This window comes from Vibrio sp. A2-1 (assembly GCF_021728355.1).
Classification (GTDB): domain Bacteria; phylum Pseudomonadota; class Gammaproteobacteria; order Enterobacterales; family Vibrionaceae; genus Vibrio; species Vibrio splendidus_K.
In genome coordinates, this window is record NZ_JAKKCO010000007.1 from 66307 (window position 1) to 83262 (window position 16956).

The window sequence follows — 16956 nt, forward strand, 5'->3', positions numbered from 1 at the left end:
ATTGGAGCCTAAAAAAGGGCTCCGTTTGGAGCCCTTTCTCGCTACCGTTATTCGTAGCGTTTAGCTTTATACTGAGGATGCATCAGATTTTCAACAGAGAAAATGTCATCAAGTTCTTCTTCGCTCAATAAACCGCGCTCTAGAACCACATCACGAACACTCTTACCTGTTTCAGCACAAATCTTACCTACAATGTCACCCTCGTGGTGGCCAATGTATGGGTTTAGGTAAGTAACGATACCGATAGAGTTAAATACGTGAGATTCACATACTTCTTTGTTCACAGTAATGCCGTCTACACACTTGTCGCGTAGGTTCACACATGCGTTTGTTAGGATGTCTAAAGACTCAAACATGCTTTGTGCGATAACAGGTTCCATTACGTTCAATTGAAGCTGACCGCCTTCTGCTGCGAAAGAAACCGTGTTGTCGTTACCTAGAACTTTAAAGCAAACTTGGTTTACTACTTCAGGTACAACTGGGTTTACTTTAGCAGGCATGATTGAAGAACCCGCTTGCAGTTCCGGTAGGTTTAGCTCGTTGAAGCCAGTACGTGGGCCTGAAGAAAGAAGACGTAAGTCGTTACAGATCTTAGACAGTTTAACCGCTAGACGTTTAAGTGCGCCGTGCGTCATTACGTATGCGCCACAGTCAGACGTTGCTTCGATTAAATCTTCAGCCGCTACACACTCTAGGCCTGTTACTTCTGCTAGGTGTTTAACTGCTAGGCCTTGGTAGCCAGGAGCTGCGTTCAGACCAGTACCGATAGCTGTTGCGCCTAGGTTAACTTCAAGCAGAAGCTTTGAAGTGTATTCTAGGTTTTTGATTTCTTCATTGATGGTTACAGCCCAAGCGTGGAACTCTTGGCCAACCGTCATAGGCACAGCATCTTGAAGTTGAGTACGACCCATCTTCAAAATTGTGTTGAATTCTTGGCTCTTAAGCTCAAATGCACCTTTTAGGTATTCGATAGCATCGATCAGTTTACGAACGCTGTTGTAAACAGAGATACGGAAGCCAGTTGGGTAAGCACAGTTTGTAGATTGGCTGCGGTTTACATGGTCATTTGGGTTGATGAACTCGTATTGGCCTTTTTCTTTGCCCATAAGTTCAAGCGCCACGTTTGCCACGACTTCGTTAGCATTCATGTTTACAGAAGTACCAGCACCACCTTGGAAAACGTCCGATGGGAACTGATCCATGCACTTGCCAGTGTCTAGAATGAGATCACAAGCTTCGATGATGTATTTAGCCACTTCGCTTGGAATTACACCTAACTCTTTGTTTGCTAAAGCCGCTGCTTTCTTTGTCATCACCATACCGCGAACGAATTCAGGTACATCTGAGATCGTTACATTTGAGATGTTGAAGTTTTCAACTGCGCGTAGAGTGTGGATGCCGTAGTAAGCATCAGCCGGAACATGACGTTGACCTAATAGATCTTCTTCGAGACGAGTAGCTTGAGGAGCTTCAACTTGAGCTTCTGATTGAGTAGCCATAACAGGATCCTTAGAGAATTATTCTGATTATATAGTTAGTTATTAGCCTATTCTGTGTGCAAATACTCCGTTCGCTAGAATATTGGGCTGATAAATCCGTCCTGACTTATGTGGCACATGATACTGTACTTAGCGCATAAAAATATTAAGTTGATCACCTTTTTCGTTTTTGTTTCGTCAATATTTAGCAAACTTATTCCGGGTCAATAAACACGCTTATTTACAGGATAAATTTGAGATTGGTAGGGCTTTCAGCGTAAACTGGACGTAACAAAGGAGGGCGTGTGTTTCCTATCTTATTATTACTCTTTATCTTCGTACCCATCATTGAGATTGGGCTATTTATTCAAGTTGGTGGCTTCTTAGGATTGTGGCCAACTATCGCGTTGGTTTTGATCACTGCATTTGTTGGTGCATCGCTGGTTCGTAGCCAAGGCATTCAGACACTTATGTCTGTTCAAGGTCGGTTGCAACAAGGCGAAATGCCAGCACAACAGATTCTTGAAGGCGTGATGCTTGCGGTTGCAGGCGTATTGCTGCTGACTCCGGGCTTTATGACGGACGCACTCGGTATGTTGGTATTGTTACCAGCACCAAGAGCGATGATTGCCAAGAAAATGATGGAAAAAATGGTGGTGACCAATATGTCTGGTGGTTTTCATGCGGGTGGACAAGCTGGTTTTGGCCAGAGCCCATTTGGACAAGACCCATTCAATTCAGGTCCATCTGACCAATCAAAAGACGGCAACACCTTTGAGGGTGAGTTTGAGAAGAAAGACGACGACAACGATCGTAACCGCTTAAATTAATGGTTTGTCTCTTTATATAGAGAGACAAACAGAAAAGGCTCTTACCGTTATCCTTCGCAAGAAAGTGATAATGGTAAGAGCCTTTTTTATTGCATGTTACCTGCTATTTACGATTGCTAGTAGGAACAGATAACAGGCCGTGTGAACAGTTATTTACTGAGATTAATTTACTGAGATTGGGTTATATCGCGCCTTCAAAACCCATTTGTCGCCATGCTTCGAACGCAATAATGGCCACTGCGTTAGACAGGTTCAAGCTACGTGCTTCTGGCATCATTGGAATACGAATGCGTTGCTCCATTGGCATGCTTTCGATGAACTCAGCAGGCAGACCGCGAGACTCAGGGCCAAACATCAGTACATCACCTTGTTGGAATTTCGCATCAACGTGGTGGCCAGTGGTCTTGGTCGTACAAGCAAAGATACGGTAGTCACCCTCACGTTCATTCTCTAGATACTCAAGGAAGGCTTCTAGATTCTTGTGACGCTTTACTCGTGCGAGGTCGTGATAATCTAAACCCGCACGACGAACTTTCTTCTCTTCGAAATCAAAACCAAGCGGCTCGATAAGGTGCAGGTTTGCGCCGCAGTTAGCTGATAGGCGGATGATGTTACCCGTATTGGGCGCGATTTCTGGTTCATATAGAGCGATATCAAACATGTTGGTTCACAAGAATAATCAAAGATAGCCAGAGTATACGGTGGCAAGCTGAGTGAGTACAGTTCGCCACCCTCAGCTTAGGCCTGGTTCGCTAGTGCCTGCGCGTAGTTTTCAGATACCGCATTCCAATTCACTACGTTCCACCATGCATTGATGTAATCAGGACGACGGTTTTGGTAGCTGATGTAGTAGGCGTGTTCCCAAACATCGAGTGCAAGGATGGGCTCGCCATTACTGGCAACCGTATCCATCCACGGATTGTCTTGGTTCGAAGTCGAGATGATCTTCAGTTGTCCTTCTTCAACCACTAGCCAAGCGAAGCCTGAACCAAAGGTATTGATTGCCGCTTGAGCGAACTGATCTTGGAATGTCTCGAAATCTCCGAAAGTACTTTTGATAGCCTCGCCAAGCTCGCCCGTGGGTTCACCACCACCGTCTTGCGACATGCAGTTCCAATACAAGATGTGGTTGTAGTAACCGCCACCATTGTTACGAACCGCTGGGCTGTGCTGAGAAATGTTAGCGAAGATCTCGGTCAGAGACTGTTGCTCTAGCTCGCTGCCAGAAATAGCCGCAACAAACTTATCGTAGTAGGTTCTATGGTGCTTGCTGTAATGCACTTCCATCGTCTTAGCATCAATGTAAGGTTCTAGGGCGTCGTAAGCGTAGGGTAAAGTAGGGAAAGTGTGTGACATGGTAAATCCTCCTTAATTAGAGGATTTACCATAATGATAATGACAATCATTATCAACTGTGATCTTTGTGGGGGTATTATACCGGCAAGATTGGTAGGGTGATTTCGAGTTGTAATCCACCGAGCTGGCTACGGCTTGCAGTGATGGTTCCGCTGTGTTGGCGAATCGCACTTTCTGTAATGGTGAGGCCAAGCCCAGTGCCACCTGAATTACGATCGCGTGCCGTTGAAACTCGGTAGAAAGGTCTGAAGATAGAATCCAGTTCATCCTCCGGTACACCATCACCGTTGTCATTGACGCAAATCGTCAGTTGATCTTGGACAACATGGAATTGCACATCGACTTGGTCTTTACCGTAGTAGATAGCATTGCGCGTAATATTGTCTAAGGCACTCATCAGTAGCTTAGGATTACCTGAAATAGAACGTTCTGGGATCTCTGAAAACGTCAGTAATTTACCCATCTGTTCAGCTTCAAACTCTGCATCTTTTAAGATCTCTTCCCATAAGCTCGAGATAGGTTGAACCTCGCGAGTTATGTGGCTGTCGACCTGCATACGAGATAGCGTCAGTAGCTCACTGATCATTTGTTCCAAACGCTGCGCTTCGGTATCAATACGTTCTAATTCTTGGCTCTCACCTTGCTTACGAATTGCCAGTGCATTGGCCATACGTAGACGAGTCAATGGCGAGCGCAGTTCGTGTGAGATATCAGAAAGTAGTCGCTGTTGCCCTGAAATCATCTGGTTTACCGCTTCCACCATTTGGTTAAAGCTTTCACCCGCTTGTCTGAATTCTGATGTGCCTTTTTCAAGTGTTGGATCAACCTCAAATTGCCCTTTTGCTACACGCTGCGCTGCGCGTTCAAGCCTACGTGCGGGTTGACTCAATGCCCAAGCTAACCAAAGCAAGAGCGGGGTGCTTGCTAGCATTACCGCGAGCAACAGCTGTAAAGGTCTATCAAACAGTCGTAGCAAAAATGGCGGTGGTTGGTTCCACTTTACTCCGGCATACATCAGTAATTCTTCACCAGCGAGTGTGATAGGTACTGGCCCTGCCACCATGTAGTGTCCGTACAGTTTCTGTTTTGGTACTTCAGGGTTATCAATCGAGGTAACAAAGTTGCGAATCGCCTTAAGTTTATAGTCCGAATGTCTTTTCGACGTAAGGACAGCACCTTCAAGGTCGGTTAAATAGATGCGAGCTCGAGAATCCTTGCGGCTACGTGGTGCCTCAAGTTGGAAAACAATTTTGCCTAGATTAGGTTCTTTGGCGTAGCGTTTCTCTGTGATTTTAGCGATACGCTCCAATTTATTTAGATGATCGGTAGGCACATCACGCGCCACTCTAGGGTCTAAATGAGGAAGTGACAGCACCGATAAAAGCACCAGTAACATGGTGAACCAAAAGATGGCAAAGATACGTCCATATAAGCTGGTGATTTTAGGGATGCGCATTAATCTTCCTCTACCAATAAGTAGCCACGGCCTCGTAAGGTTTTGATGCGAGACTTACCATCGCTGCGTTCTGGAATCTTCTTGCGCAAATTGGAGATGTGCATGTCTATCGCGCGGTCAAACGCCGCCAGCCTTTTTCCTAAAACATCCAAGCTCAGTGCTTCTTTGGTGATCACTTGTCCCGGGTTTTGGATGAGATGGCTCAGCAAAGCGAATTCTGTGGTGGTGAGATCGATAATCTGTCCATTACAGTAAGCCTCTTGTTTGCCAGGGAAGACTTCGATGTCTTGGTATTGAATGGTGTCGCTGGCTGATTTAGGCGCGGTGTTAGTCTGTGTTCGACGCAAGATGGCACGAATACGAGCGAGCAGTTCTCGGTCACTGAACGGCTTTGGCAAGTAATCATCTGCACCAAGTTCAAGGCCAATAACACGGTCGATCTCTTCGCCTTTGGCAGTCAGCATCAATACTGGTGTTTCCCAGTTTTCTCTCAATTTCTTTAGCGTTTCCATACCGTTAAGGCGCGGCATCATCACATCCAAAAGAATCAGATCAATCTCATCATTGATAGCGTCAAGCCCCGCATAGCCATCATTGGCTTCGGAAACAGTGAAGCCCTCAAAGCTCAGGATGTCTTTAAGTAAACTGGTTAGTTCTGTGTCGTCATCAATAAGAAGAATGTTCGCCATTGGGAAGCCTTAATCGGTTATCTACTATTTACACGTTAATAATACTGCTAATTATTCGTCAACTTTCACTCTTTACGATTCTTTACGCTTTCTAAACGTCACTTTACGAGGGAAAGACTAATCTATATCTAAGCGCTGAGAAACAGACGCAATACATGACTTATTATACCGAATCGAGGCAACAATTATGAAAATGACTAAGAAACTTGTACTAGTAGCTGCGGCACTTCCACTTATGTTAGGTACAGCGAGTGCGTTTGCATACGGCGGCGGTGATAAAGGTGATCACAAAGGTATGCACGGTAAGTGTGGTGGCTTCGATAAGAAAGTGATGCGCCAACTAGACCTGTCGGATGCTCAAAAAACAGAACTAAAAGAGATGCGCGAAGCGAATCGTGCTGAGATGAAAGCAAAACACTCAGGCAACAAAGCCGATAAAATGGCGCAAATGAAAGCGCATCACGAGAAAGTTCAAGATCTAGTTCTCGCGGATACTTTTGATGAAGCTGCAGCAAACGACCTAGCAAGCCAAATGGTTGAGAAGCAAACAGAGCGTCGCGTAGCAATGCTTAAGAAGCAACACCAAATGATGAGCGTACTAACACCTGAGCAAAAGACTCAGCTGAAAGAAATCCAACAAGAGCGCATGGCGAAGTGTGCTGACAAAATGGAAAAACGCATGAACAAAGACAAGTAATTCATGGCTTGAGAAAGCTGAATTGATTGAAAGTGTTTAGAAAGAAGCGGCCTAGTGCCGCTTTTTTGATCTTTAAAAATGAATGTATTACATCATGGCTGTCATATTCAATCGGTTGTTTGCGGGTTATACTTTGTGCTATCAGTCACTTTATAGCCAATTTATGAAACAAGAATACGCACGTTTAGTTACGCTCGCCGCTTGGGCTGCCACCATCATTGCCTCCATATTATTGGTTGTGAAGGTTGCTGCGTGGTGGGTGACAGGTTCAGTCAGTTTATTAGCTTCTGTGGTCGATTCGCTGTTGGATATCGCCGCTTCTGTCGTCAATCTGGTGGTGGTTCGCTACTCTCTTCAGCCTGCCGATAAAGAACATACCTTTGGCCATGGTAAGGCAGAATCTCTTGCTGCATTAGCGCAGGCAATGTTTATTTCCGGTTCCGCTTGTTTCCTTATTCTTAATGGTATTGAGCGTTTCTTCCGACCGCATGAGCTGAACTCTCCTGAAATTGGTATTTATGTCAGCTTGTTCGCGATCGTAATGACCTTTGGTTTGGTTCGATTCCAAAAACATGTTGTCAGCAAAACGGGCAGCCAAGCGATAGCCGCCGATTCACTGCATTATCAATCCGACCTTTATATGAATGCAGCGATCATGCTCGCGCTAGCACTGAGCTGGTTTGGCATTGGTCAAGCGGACTCGGTATTCGCGATTGGTATCGGTATCTACATTCTTTACAGTGCCTACCAAATGGCAACAGAAGCCATTCAATCTTTGCTTGATAGAAAGCTGCCAGATGAAGAATTAAAACAGATAAAAGAGACATCGCTGAGTGTGGAAGGTGTGCTTGGCGTGCATCAACTAAGAACGCGTCGTTCAGGGCCTGTTCGGTTCATTCAATTGCATTTAGAACTCGAAGATAATATCCCACTTATTGAAGCGCACCGCATTTCTGACGAAGTAGAAGACAAGCTTATCTCCGTTTTCCCTGATGCTGATGTATTAATTCATCAAGACCCGTATTCGGTCGTATTTGGACCCGAGAAGCAGCAGAAATTTCACTCATGGTAAGCGAGCTAAAAAAGGGTTGGCAAATGGTAAGTAGGTGGCTTTTGAACTAAAGTGAGTAAAAATCACTAATTCTTCGGTGATTCAAAAATCACCTTAGTAACAATTAATGTTGATTCTGATGTGAATCAACAAAGTTACTGAGTAAAACTGTAATACTCTTACAGAAGTAGAAATGTTACATAATTTTACGCGATTTAAGTGCTATTCCTGTTGAGGAAATGTAACATAACGCACAAATATAGATTTAAAATCTTGTTGATATACAATCAGCAAGAATAAGAATTGAATAATAGATTCCCAAAAATCGAGGGTGAGCATGATTAAGAAGATCGGTGTTTTGACCAGTGGTGGTGACGCTCCAGGCATGAACGCAGCAGTTCGTGGTGTAGTTCGTACTGCGCTATCAGTTGGCATTGAAGTTTACGGTATTTACGATGGCTACCAAGGCCTTGTTGAAGACCGTATCGAAAAGCTTGACCGTTCAAGCGTATCTGACGTGATCAACCGTGGTGGTACTTTCTTAGGTTCTGCACGTTTCCCTGAGTTCAAAGACGTTGCTGTTCGTGAGAAAGGCATCGAGAACCTTAAGAAGCACGGTATCGAAGCACTAGTTGTTATCGGTGGTGACGGTTCTTACATGGGTGCTAAGAAACTGACTGAGATGGGTTACCCATGTATCGGTCTTCCAGGCACAATCGATAACGATATCGCGGGTACTGACTACACAATCGGCTACCTAACAGCGCTTAACACTGTTATTGATTCAATCGACCGTCTACGTGACACGTCTTCTTCTCACCAACGTATTTCTATTGTTGAAATCATGGGCCGTCACTGTGGTGACCTTACGCTTATGTCAGCAATTGCGGGTGGCTGTGAGTACATCATCACACCTGAGACTGGCCTAGATAAAGATCAGCTTATCAGCAATATCCAAGATGGTATTGCGAAAGGTAAGAAGCACGCAATCATCGCTCTAACTGAGTTAATGATGGATGCGAATGAACTAGCGAAAGAGATCGAAGCTTCAACAGGTCGTGAAACTCGTGCAACGGTTCTTGGTCACATCCAACGTGGTGGTCGCCCGACTGCATTTGACCGTGTACTGGCTTCTCGCATGGGTAACTACGCTGTTCACCTTCTTCAAGAAGGCCACGGTGGTCGTTGTGTTGGTATCGAGAAAGAAGCGCTTGTTCACCACGACATCATCGACTGTATCGAGAACATGCAGAACCCAGACCGTTCTGAGCTGTTCCGCGTTGCAGAAGAGTTGTTCTAAGACACGCTTAGCGTTCGCTTAAAATATTAAAAACCGCTGATTTATCAGCGGTTTTTTTGTGCCTGCCATTTGGATTTTAAGCTTGAATCTCAAATTACAGCCAATAAAAAAGGCCAACCTAAGTTGACCTTTCATTTAATCTAAACGGTGAAGTTTAAACTAAGCTTTTGCTTCAGCAGCTGCTTTAGCGATAGCTGCGAAGCTTTTCGCGTCTAGAGCTGCGCCGCCAACTAGAGCACCGTCGATGTCTGGTTGTGCGAAGTAAGCTGCTGCGTTTTCTGGCTTAACAGAACCGCCGTATTGGATAACAACTTTCTTAGCAACGTCTTCAGATTTCTCTGCGATGTGTGCACGGATTTGAGCGTGGATGCGTTGTGCATCTTCAGCTGTAGCTGCTTTACCAGTACCGATAGCCCAGATTGGTTCGTAAGCGATGATAGCGCCTTCAAGAGCTTCAACACCTTGAGTGTTGATAACAGCGTCAAGTTGACGAGCACATACAGCAACAGTTTCGCCTGCTTCGTTTTGTGCATCAGACTCACCGATACAAAGAACTGGAGTTAGGCCGTTCTCTTTTAGGAATGCGAATTTCTTAGCAACGAATTCGTCAGACTCAGCGTGGTATTCACGACGCTCAGAGTGACCGATGATGATGTGAGATGCGCCGAACTCTTTAAGCATTGCTGGAGACATGTCGCCAGTGAATGCACCGCTGTTGTTTAGGTCAGAGTTTTGAGCACCTAGGATGATAGCGCTGCCCGCTTCAGTAAGCGTACGCTCAGCAAGATCAACGAAAAGTGCTGGTGGAGCAACTGCTACGTCTACGCCTGTTACGCCTTCAAGTTCAGCGTTAAGACCGTTTAGTAGATCAACAACCATTTCTTTGCTGCCGTTTAGTTTCCAGTTACCCATAACTACAGGATGACGCATAGGAATATCTCCAAAGTATTTAAATAAATCGAATGTAAAAAAGTAAACTTTATTACGAAATAATATAACAGAATAATATCAACAGATCATGACTGTGGTCATGACTTTCTTGGATCTTACTCAATGGTCAGAGTAGATTTTGAGCATATATCAGTGATCCGGCAGACAGAATAATAGCTAACTTCTCGGATTTTTCATCGTTAGTTGCTATTAAGGGACAAACGATTGCGTTAACAATAGGAAGTAATAATGCCGAATCTAGTTCTAGAGTACTCAAATTCAGTGGATGAGCGAGTGAATATCCAAGGTTTACTGGAAGACCTTCATCAAGTTACATTAAACTGTGGTTTGTTTGATGTACCTTCTGTGAAGTCTCGTTCACTGCGCTGTCATAACTGGTTGGTCGGTGATGAAGAGGACAATGTGGATTTTGTTCATATTAGCTTTGAGTTACTTTCAGGACGTACCGAAGAACAGAAAAGAGAATTGTCGCGTTTGTTGATGCAAACCCTACAAGAACAGGCAAGCCATATCCGTAGCCTAACGGTCAACATACGAGATATGGATAAAAGTTGCTTTCAGAAAGTGATGAACTAGCTAAAAAGAATCAACGAACTAAAAGTGATTAACTGACTATTTGCTGCTAACTTTTTGGTAGCGTATTAATTTTTGAGTATTTAAGATGTCGATGAAAGATTTACTGCTCTCTTTCAAGGGGAGAATTGGTCGTAAGATTTACTGGATTTGGAATGTTTTCTACTATGTAGCGATTACTGGTTTTGCTTCCGGTATTTCTGTTCTGTTCCCTGCATATTCCTATATCCTGCTACCAATCTTCCTACTGTTGCTGGTTATCCCGGATCTTGCAATTACCGCTAAACGCTGGCACGATCGCAATAAGTCGAACTACTGGCTGTTGTTGAACGTGCCACTGGTGCTTGGGCGTTTGGCTTCGCCAATGGTAGCAACGACAACAGAGTCGGTATCGCCAGTTCATATGGCGGCAACCGTTGCAGCATTAGTGTGTGGCTTGTGGATTCTGATTGAGTGTGGCTTGTTGAAAGGCACAGAAGGCCGCAATGATTACGGCGAAGATCCCGTTTAAAGGTTGAATGATTGATAAGTAAGAAGGGAGCCTTGTGCTCCCTTTTTCTTTTTAAGGCGTTTTTCTTTGAATGGTTTTTGTCGCTAGTCCCTTTCAACGGTTAGTACATTTCAACAGTTAGTATACTTTAACGGTTAGTACATTTTTGGCTCTGTATTTGGCCTGAAAGGCACGACATTTTCAGGCAGAGATTCTTCAAAATCGCAGCGGCCTTTGAGTGCATCTTGGAATTTACAGACCTGACAGCGCAGCTCTTGCATCAGAACAACATTAGCGTGATGTGGATTCTTGCAGCGGCTGACGACTAAATCGATATGACTTTGTTGAGCGCGAAGCCTGTTTTGCATGGTCTCTGAGGCTGAGCAAATCATCTGTTCGCACATCTCGTGTTTGAATTGATCGAATGCTTTCGGATCGCTTTTCGCGAGTTGGACCAGTTCATCAAAAGGGGGCAGTTTTTGATTGGGCTGTGGATGTGCCATGATTCCTTCCTTAGCATTAAGCATGTTTCATATGCTTTAAGCTTAAGAAAGAAATTTGTACAAATTTTAATCTATTGGTGTTTTCTCAATATTGAGACAGGATCAGTAACTTGGCGTTAGGGTATAAGTACAACGACGCTCGCCAGTAATGATGTGTTCAGTGCGGCTCACATGACATTCATCTTTGAGTAATTCTTTGAAAACATTGAGCTCAGATTGGCACAGGCTAGGGCAGCGAGTTGCAGCTTTGCAGATAGGGCAGTGGTTCTCGATCAAGATGTAGTGATCGTCATGCTCTTGAAGTTCTGCCATGTAGCCTTCGTCTTCACGCAGCTGGGTGAGTGTTTTAAGTTTGCTGAGCAGCGAGTCACAATCAGACAGCGCGGTTTGATATTGCTTAAGGGTGTGTTGTTCGCGCTCGGCCGCAACCTTAGCTAACCCCTCTTTACCAAACAGATTCTCGACAGCGTCGATCACTTGAATGGTGAGTTCACCGTGTCGATCTGAAAATTGACCATGGCCTTGTTGAGTCAGGGACCAGTGGCGAGTCGGGCGACCCACTTTTACTTTAACATCATGAAACGCAAGAATACCGTCATCTTCCAGACTTTGCAGATGTTGCCTTGCACCCATTGTCGTCATGCCAAATTCTTCTGACAACTGTTTCGCGGTTACCGCGCCTTGACGCTTAATGGTCTGTAAGATTTTGTCGCTTGTTTTCATACTATCTCTACCTCATGAACCTTACTATTATGAGGCAAGGTGTTTATAAAGCAAACCATTTACTATGGTGTAGGTGAAATGCACAGATTATTGATGACCAATAAAACAAAAGGCTGATACTTGGTATCAGCCTTCGAATGTTCTGCTTGAGCGAGTTTAGGTCTACAGGATGTGACCGATTACTTCTGGGTCTTTACGCTCTAGGTAGTGGATAGATTTGATGCGGCGAATCGTACGGCAGCGACCACGGATAAGCAGTGTTTCTGTGGTTGCGATATTACCTGTACGTGTGATGCCCTCTAGAAGGTCACCCTTAGTAATACCGGTTGCTGAGAATACAACGTTGTCGCTACGAGCCATGTCTTCCATCTTCAGCACGATACCCGCTGTTACGCCCATTTCAGCACAACGCTCTAGTTCAAGCTCACCGTGTTTGCGGTTCTCTTCTGTATCGCCTTTTACTTCATGACGAGGAAGCAGACGTGCGTGCATGTCGCCGTCGAGTGCGCGAATAACCGCAGCCGAAACCACACCTTCAGGCGCCCCGCCGATGCAGTACATTACGTCCACTTCGCTGTCTGGCATACACGTGAGGATAGAAGCAGCAACATCACCGTCTGGCACTGCGAATACACGAACGCCCATCGCCTGCATGTCGGCAATCACTTGATCATGGCGTGGCTTAGCCAGTGTCGTTACTACCAGTGTATCGAGTGTTTTACCTAGTGCTTTCGCAATGTTTTCTAGGTTTTCTGTCAGCGTCAGTTCTAGGTCAATCACGCCTTTTGCGCCAGGACCAACAACCAATTTTTCCATGTACATGTCAGGTGCTTTTAGGAAGCTACCTTTTTCGCCTGCAGCCAATACAGCCAATGCATTTGATTGACCCATTGCTGTCATGCGTGTCCCTTCAATTGGGTCAACGGCGATATCTACCGCATCACCGCCAATACCGACGTTTTCACCGATGTATAGCATAGGTGCATCATCGATCTCACCTTCGCCGATAACGATTTCGCCGCTAATTTCGGTTTTGTTCAGTAGGCTACGCATTACTTCTACAGCAGCGCCATCTGCAGCGTTTTTATCGCCGCGGCCAAGCCACTTGTAACCAGCTAGTGCTGCACCTTCAGTGACACGAGAGAATGACATTGCTAAATCGCGTTTCATGCGGACTCCAAAATTTTCAAAAGGGGAATAGAAATTTCGCGGCGAATTTTACCATATCCCAAAGGAAACGTTTGCCTTTTTGTTTTTTTGGGATTGCTCTTGATCAATTTGCGGGTGAAAACAGGTAATATTCATCAAAATAATCAGTCTGTTGTCGCGGTAGTAATAATTCACGTCAATATTCGGTAAAAAGCGCTGTTTTTTTCATCGAATGGCGCAAAATATCGAATATATTGAGTGTTTATCCTTGCTCTGCTGAGTAGAATGGGGAAATAAGTGGAGTAGACCTTCACCATCAAACGGATAACTTAAAGGTAGGCCAGAATGTCTTTTGAAGTACTAGAGCAGCTAGAAGCAAAAATTCAAACAGCAGTAGATACAATTGCACTTCTTCAAATGGAAGTGGAAGAGCTTAAAGAAGAGAAACAAGCACTAGCAACAGAAGCTGGTGAGCTTAAAGAAAGCCGTCACGAGCTAGAGCAAAAAACTCAGCAAATGCAGGAAGAGCATTCAGCGTGGCAAGATCGCATCCGTAACCTTCTTGGTAAAATGGATGACGTAGAGTAATTGACTCTTCAGATTTAAAAAAACGCCCGCTACTGAGTAGCGGGCGTTTTTGTTTGTATTCTTATGCTTCGTGTTCTTATGGTTTGTTTTATTATTTGAAGCTGAGTGAGAGTTACTCGATCTCTTCTTCTTCAACATCCAGATCAAGTTCTACATCTAAAGGCTCTGCCGAAAGAATAATGCCGGTGTTGTCAGCGTAGAGGTAATCTTCCGGTAAGAAGGTTACGCTGCCAAAGTTGACCGGTACGTCCAATTCGCCGACACCTTCTTGGCTCGCACCAACAGGGATTGAAGCCAAAGCCTGAATACCAATGTTCATGTCTTCTAGCTCATCGACTTCACGAACGCAGCCGTAAACCACAATACCTTCCCACTCATTGTCTTCGGCAAGCAGGGCAATCTCAGCATCGATCAGCGCTTTGCGTAGTGAGCCGCCACCGTCGATTAACAACACTCGTCCTAGACCATCTTGCTCTAATACGGAGCGAATTAAAGCGTTGTCTTCAAAACACTTTAATGTCGTGATCTGTCCGGCGAAGGATGCTCGTCCACCGAAGTTGCTGAACATTGGCTCCACGACATCAACTTGATCCAGATATATGTCGCACAGTGCTGAAGTGTTGTATTCCATTTGCGTACCTTTTGAACAATGAGCTTAGTTTGAGTATATCGGTGCTTGATCCCTTTGCAATGATTAGTCTCAATTAACTCAATAGAGTTTGAGCTACGACAACCCCTGCAAACAATAGGTTAGTGACCAGTGAGCATTTAACAATAACAGGCATCATTGGCGCGATCTGTGCAGGTTTCTCTGTTTCCCAAACGGCCTTGCCATGCTTGTAGACAATAATAATACTGAGCAAAAACGGCAGGCTGATCCAGACCGGTTTCTCTTGAATGAGCAGGTATAGAGCGAAAGAGGCAAGGGCAAGGCCAAGCAGAGCAAAATGATAGTGCTTGGCTTTACGTTGGCCTAGGCGAACCGCCATGGTGCGCTTACCACATTCGCTGTCGTTTTCAATATCACGCATGTTGTTGATGTTGAGAACGGCAACCGCCATGAGTCCACAGCCTAGTGCTGGAAGGAATAAGCTTGGTTCAACATGGCCAGTGTGTAAAAAGTAAGTACCGGATACACCGAGTAGGCCAAAGAAGATAAATACCGATAAGTCGCCAAGGCCAATATAACCATAAGGTTTATTGCCCACGGTATAGGCAATGGCTGCGACAATCGCTAAAACACCCAAAGCAATGAAAGATAAGATGCTTTCGAGTGAACTCAGTGCATGAAAAATAAGAATCAACCCAGCGATTACCGTGAACACGATATTGAGAATGATCGCTTGTTTCATGGTTTGGGCGGTGACAGCGCCCGATTGCATGGCTCTCATTGGGCCTAGGCGTTTGTCGTTATCCGTGCCTTTAACCGCATCACCATAGTCATTCGCTAAATTCGATAAAATCTGTAATAGCGTGGCAGTTAAAAATGCCAGCAGGGCTATCGACAAAGAAAATTGGTCGTTGGCGAACGCTAAACTACTTCCTGTAAGAATAGAGACAAGTGCGAGAGGCAGAGTTTTTGGTCGTGCGGCATCAAGCCAAATCAGTAGAGATTGTTTCATCGTAGGTCTAATTCTTTGTAAGTCTTCGTTTCAAACTGTGTTTTGAGTATACGCCCATTTTTCGGGTAATAAAAAGCCCACTCGAAAGTGGGCCTTGAATTCGCTTACTAGCTGCTATTTCTTTGAGATAGAGCAATAAGTTGGAGTTTCCTGTGCTACAGGATGAAGCGACTTAGGTCTTCGTCTTCCACGAGCTCGCCAAGCTTAGATATTACATAAGCTTCATCAATCAGCAATTTACTGCCTGCTCGGTCTGTTGCGTCAAATGAAATTTCATCCATTAGGCGCTCCATGACTGTGTGTAGACGACGCGCACCGATGTTTTCAGTAGTTTCGTTCACACGCCATGCTGCGTCTGCAATTTGGTTGATGCCATCTTCAGTGAACTCAATGCCGACATCTTCTGTTTTCATCAGGGCAATGTACTGTTCTGTCAGTGACGCCTTTGGTTCAGTAAGAATACGTTTGAAGTCATGTGCTGATAGTGCTTCAAGTTCTACACGGATTGGTAGACGACCTTGTAGTTCAGGGATCAGGTCTGATGGCTTAGCCACTTGGAATGCGCCTGAAGTGATAAACAAGATGTGGTCAGTTTTAACCATGCCGTGCTTCGTTGATACTGTGCTGCCTTCGATTAGAGGCAGTAGGTCGCGCTGAACACCTTCACGAGATACGTCTGGGCCTGAGCTGTCGCCACGCTTACAGATTTTGTCGATCTCATCGATGAATACGATGCCGTTGTTTTCAGCGTTGAAGATCGCGCTCTCTTTTAGCTCTTCTTGGTTCACAAGCTTCGCAGCTTCTTCTTCCGTCAGTGCTTTGAATGCGTCTTTGATTTTCATCTTACGTTTTTTCTTGGTGTCGCCCGCTAGGTTTTGGAACATGCCCTGCAGCTGGTTCGTCATCTCTTCCATACCAGGAGGTGACATGATTTCAACGCCCATTTGCGGTGCGGCTACATCGACTTCGATCTCTTTGTCGTCTAGCTTACCTTCGCGCAGTTTCTTGCGGAAAATTTGGCGAGTGTTTGAAGAGGTGGTGTCTTCAGTTGATTGCTCGTTCTGACCCCAAGCATCACGTGCTGGTGGTAGAAGGGCATCAAGAATACGTTCTTCAGCTTGCTCTTCAGCGCGGTATTGTACTTTTTCCATCGCTTGTTGATGCGTCATCTTGATCGCAACGTCCGTTAGATCACGGATGATGGTCTCAACTTCTTTACCAACGTAGCCAACTTCGGTGAACTTAGTCGCTTCTACCTTGATGAACGGCGCATTAGCGAGTTTCGCTAGACGGCGAGCAATTTCAGTTTTACCCACACCCGTTGGGCCAATCATCAGGATGTTCTTTGGTGATACTTCAACACGCAGGCTTTCTTCAAGCTGCATACGACGCCAGCGGTTACGTAGAGCGATAGCCACTGAACGCTTAGCGTTGTCTTGGCCGATAATGTGGCGATTGAGTTCGTGAACAATTTCGCGAGGAGTCATCTCAGACATGGTT

Annotated in this window: 19 protein-coding genes; 7 read left to right on the top strand and 12 right to left on the bottom strand. The window is 45.0% G+C overall.

Annotated features, from left to right (window positions below; all coding sequences use genetic code 11):
- Positions 1–47 precede the first annotated feature (47 nt).
- Entirely contained in the window at positions 48–1499 is a 1452-nt protein-coding gene (gene aspA, locus L3V33_RS18665) for an aspartate ammonia-lyase (protein WP_004729713.1), read from the bottom strand.
- A 284-nt stretch (positions 1500–1783) separates the two neighbouring features.
- On the opposite strand from aspA, the gene L3V33_RS18670 reads away from it, so the two are divergent.
- On the top strand, positions 1784–2308 hold the full coding sequence (locus L3V33_RS18670) for an FxsA family protein (protein ID WP_004729712.1): 525 nt from the start codon (positions 1784–1786) through the stop codon (positions 2306–2308).
- Positions 2309–2489: 181 nt separating this feature from the next.
- Here L3V33_RS18670 and L3V33_RS18675 read toward each other — a convergent pair whose 3' ends face one another.
- The 4 genes from L3V33_RS18675 to L3V33_RS18690 form a co-directional block, all read right to left on the bottom strand.
- On the bottom strand, positions 2490–2969 hold the full coding sequence (locus tag L3V33_RS18675) for a tRNA (cytidine(34)-2'-O)-methyltransferase (protein ID WP_065207422.1): 480 nt from the start codon (positions 2967–2969) through the stop codon (positions 2490–2492).
- A 77-nt stretch (positions 2970–3046) separates the two neighbouring features.
- Positions 3047–3664 (bottom strand): superoxide dismutase, encoded by a 618-nt coding sequence (locus L3V33_RS18680; RefSeq protein WP_054548233.1) that lies wholly within the window; start codon positions 3662–3664, stop codon positions 3047–3049.
- A gap of 76 nt (positions 3665–3740) precedes the next feature.
- The gene (gene cpxA / locus L3V33_RS18685; RefSeq protein WP_237291028.1) at positions 3741–5120 is read right to left on the bottom strand and encodes an envelope stress sensor histidine kinase CpxA; all 1380 of its coding nucleotides are present in this window, start codon (positions 5118–5120) and stop codon (positions 3741–3743) included.
- The gene (locus tag L3V33_RS18690; protein WP_017080183.1) at positions 5120–5809 is read right to left on the bottom strand and encodes a response regulator; all 690 of its coding nucleotides are present in this window, start codon (positions 5807–5809) and stop codon (positions 5120–5122) included. The genes cpxA and L3V33_RS18690 overlap by 1 nt, the downstream gene beginning before the upstream one ends.
- Positions 5810–5996: 187 nt before the next feature.
- On the opposite strand from L3V33_RS18690, the gene L3V33_RS18695 reads away from it, so the two are divergent.
- The 3 genes from L3V33_RS18695 (at position 5997) to pfkA (ending at position 8857) form a co-directional block, all read left to right on the top strand.
- Positions 5997–6506 carry a CpxP family protein gene (locus L3V33_RS18695; protein ID WP_237291029.1) on the top strand — a complete coding sequence of 170 codons (510 nt, stop codon included), beginning with the start codon at positions 5997–5999 and terminating at the stop codon, positions 6504–6506.
- Between the two features lie 163 nt (positions 6507–6669).
- Positions 6670–7578: a CDF family cation-efflux transporter FieF gene (gene fieF / locus L3V33_RS18700; RefSeq protein ID WP_026012358.1), complete on the top strand. Its 909-nt coding sequence runs from the start codon at positions 6670–6672 to the stop codon at positions 7576–7578.
- A 316-nt stretch (positions 7579–7894) separates the two neighbouring features.
- Positions 7895–8857 carry a 6-phosphofructokinase gene (pfkA, locus tag L3V33_RS18705; RefSeq protein WP_004729705.1) on the top strand — a complete coding sequence of 321 codons (963 nt, stop codon included), beginning with the start codon at positions 7895–7897 and terminating at the stop codon, positions 8855–8857.
- A gap of 159 nt (positions 8858–9016) precedes the next feature.
- Here the strand turns inward: pfkA and tpiA are convergent, their stop codons facing one another.
- Positions 9017–9787, bottom strand: coding sequence for a triose-phosphate isomerase (tpiA, locus tag L3V33_RS18710; RefSeq protein WP_004729704.1), 771 nt, complete (start codon positions 9785–9787; stop codon positions 9017–9019).
- 249 nt (positions 9788–10036) lie between these two features.
- On the opposite strand from tpiA, the gene L3V33_RS18715 reads away from it, so the two are divergent.
- Complete coding sequence (locus tag L3V33_RS18715; RefSeq protein ID WP_017077592.1) at positions 10037–10384, top strand: 5-carboxymethyl-2-hydroxymuconate Delta-isomerase; 348 nt, start codon at positions 10037–10039, stop codon at positions 10382–10384.
- Between the two features lie 85 nt (positions 10385–10469).
- Positions 10470–10892: a DUF805 domain-containing protein gene (locus tag L3V33_RS18720; protein ID WP_237291030.1), complete on the top strand. Its 423-nt coding sequence runs from the start codon at positions 10470–10472 to the stop codon at positions 10890–10892.
- Between the two features lie 134 nt (positions 10893–11026).
- Here L3V33_RS18720 and L3V33_RS18725 read toward each other — a convergent pair whose 3' ends face one another.
- The 3 genes from L3V33_RS18725 to glpX all read right to left on the bottom strand — a co-directional run bounded on the left by L3V33_RS18725 (position 11027) and on the right by glpX (position 13267).
- Positions 11027–11374, bottom strand: coding sequence for a DUF3135 domain-containing protein (locus L3V33_RS18725; protein WP_017077594.1), 348 nt, complete (start codon positions 11372–11374; stop codon positions 11027–11029).
- 102 nt (positions 11375–11476) lie between these two features.
- Complete coding sequence (locus L3V33_RS18730; RefSeq protein WP_114634078.1) at positions 11477–12097, bottom strand: metalloregulator ArsR/SmtB family transcription factor; 621 nt, start codon at positions 12095–12097, stop codon at positions 11477–11479.
- Positions 12098–12259: 162 nt separating this feature from the next.
- Complete coding sequence (gene glpX / locus L3V33_RS18735) at positions 12260–13267, bottom strand: class II fructose-bisphosphatase (protein WP_171316656.1); 1008 nt, start codon at positions 13265–13267, stop codon at positions 12260–12262.
- A gap of 324 nt (positions 13268–13591) precedes the next feature.
- On the opposite strand from glpX, the gene zapB reads away from it, so the two are divergent.
- Positions 13592–13834, top strand: coding sequence for a cell division protein ZapB (gene zapB, locus L3V33_RS18740; protein WP_004729696.1), 243 nt, complete (start codon positions 13592–13594; stop codon positions 13832–13834).
- A gap of 112 nt (positions 13835–13946) precedes the next feature.
- Here zapB and rraA read toward each other — a convergent pair whose 3' ends face one another.
- The 3 genes from rraA to hslU all read right to left on the bottom strand — a co-directional run bounded on the left by rraA (position 13947) and on the right by hslU (position 16952).
- Positions 13947–14465, bottom strand: a complete 519-nt coding sequence (rraA, locus tag L3V33_RS18745) for a ribonuclease E activity regulator RraA (RefSeq protein ID WP_004729695.1) — start codon at positions 14463–14465, stop codon at positions 13947–13949.
- Between the two features lie 73 nt (positions 14466–14538).
- Positions 14539–15456 carry a 1,4-dihydroxy-2-naphthoate polyprenyltransferase gene (locus L3V33_RS18750; protein WP_054548229.1) on the bottom strand — a complete coding sequence of 306 codons (918 nt, stop codon included), beginning with the start codon at positions 15454–15456 and terminating at the stop codon, positions 14539–14541.
- Positions 15457–15611: 155 nt separating this feature from the next.
- On the bottom strand, positions 15612–16952 hold the full coding sequence (hslU, locus tag L3V33_RS18755) for an HslU--HslV peptidase ATPase subunit (RefSeq protein WP_017077598.1): 1341 nt from the start codon (positions 16950–16952) through the stop codon (positions 15612–15614).
- Positions 16953–16956: the final 4 nt, after the last annotated feature.

Excerpts from the sequence above, each read along its gene's own strand:
- cpxA (WP_237291028.1), bottom strand. The coding sequence starts at position 5,120 with ATGCGCATCCCTAAAATCACCAGCTTATATGGACGTATCTTTGCCATC.
- L3V33_RS18715 (WP_017077592.1), top strand. The coding sequence starts at position 10,037 with ATGCCGAATCTAGTTCTAGAGTACTCAAATTCAGTGGATGAGCGAGTG.
- L3V33_RS18720 (WP_237291030.1), top strand. The coding sequence starts at position 10,470 with ATGTCGATGAAAGATTTACTGCTCTCTTTCAAGGGGAGAATTGGTCGT.
- rraA (WP_004729695.1), bottom strand. The coding sequence starts at position 14,465 with ATGGAATACAACACTTCAGCACTGTGCGACATATATCTGGATCAAGTT.
- zapB (WP_004729696.1), top strand. The coding sequence starts at position 13,592 with ATGTCTTTTGAAGTACTAGAGCAGCTAGAAGCAAAAATTCAAACAGCA.
- tpiA (WP_004729704.1), bottom strand. The coding sequence starts at position 9,787 with ATGCGTCATCCTGTAGTTATGGGTAACTGGAAACTAAACGGCAGCAAA.
- pfkA (WP_004729705.1), top strand. The coding sequence starts at position 7,895 with ATGATTAAGAAGATCGGTGTTTTGACCAGTGGTGGTGACGCTCCAGGC.
- L3V33_RS18675 (WP_065207422.1), bottom strand. The coding sequence starts at position 2,969 with ATGTTTGATATCGCTCTATATGAACCAGAAATCGCGCCCAATACGGGT.
- fieF (WP_026012358.1), top strand. The coding sequence starts at position 6,670 with ATGAAACAAGAATACGCACGTTTAGTTACGCTCGCCGCTTGGGCTGCC.
- L3V33_RS18730 (WP_114634078.1), bottom strand. The coding sequence starts at position 12,097 with ATGAAAACAAGCGACAAAATCTTACAGACCATTAAGCGTCAAGGCGCG.
- hslU (WP_017077598.1), bottom strand. The coding sequence starts at position 16,952 with ATGTCTGAGATGACTCCTCGCGAAATTGTTCACGAACTCAATCGCCAC.
- glpX (WP_171316656.1), bottom strand. The coding sequence starts at position 13,267 with ATGAAACGCGATTTAGCAATGTCATTCTCTCGTGTCACTGAAGGTGCA.
- L3V33_RS18725 (WP_017077594.1), bottom strand. The coding sequence starts at position 11,374 with ATGGCACATCCACAGCCCAATCAAAAACTGCCCCCTTTTGATGAACTG.
- L3V33_RS18750 (WP_054548229.1), bottom strand. The coding sequence starts at position 15,456 with ATGAAACAATCTCTACTGATTTGGCTTGATGCCGCACGACCAAAAACT.
- aspA (WP_004729713.1), bottom strand. The coding sequence starts at position 1,499 with ATGGCTACTCAATCAGAAGCTCAAGTTGAAGCTCCTCAAGCTACTCGT.
- L3V33_RS18690 (WP_017080183.1), bottom strand. The coding sequence starts at position 5,809 with ATGGCGAACATTCTTCTTATTGATGACGACACAGAACTAACCAGTTTA.
- L3V33_RS18680 (WP_054548233.1), bottom strand. The coding sequence starts at position 3,664 with ATGTCACACACTTTCCCTACTTTACCCTACGCTTACGACGCCCTAGAA.
- L3V33_RS18695 (WP_237291029.1), top strand. The coding sequence starts at position 5,997 with ATGAAAATGACTAAGAAACTTGTACTAGTAGCTGCGGCACTTCCACTT.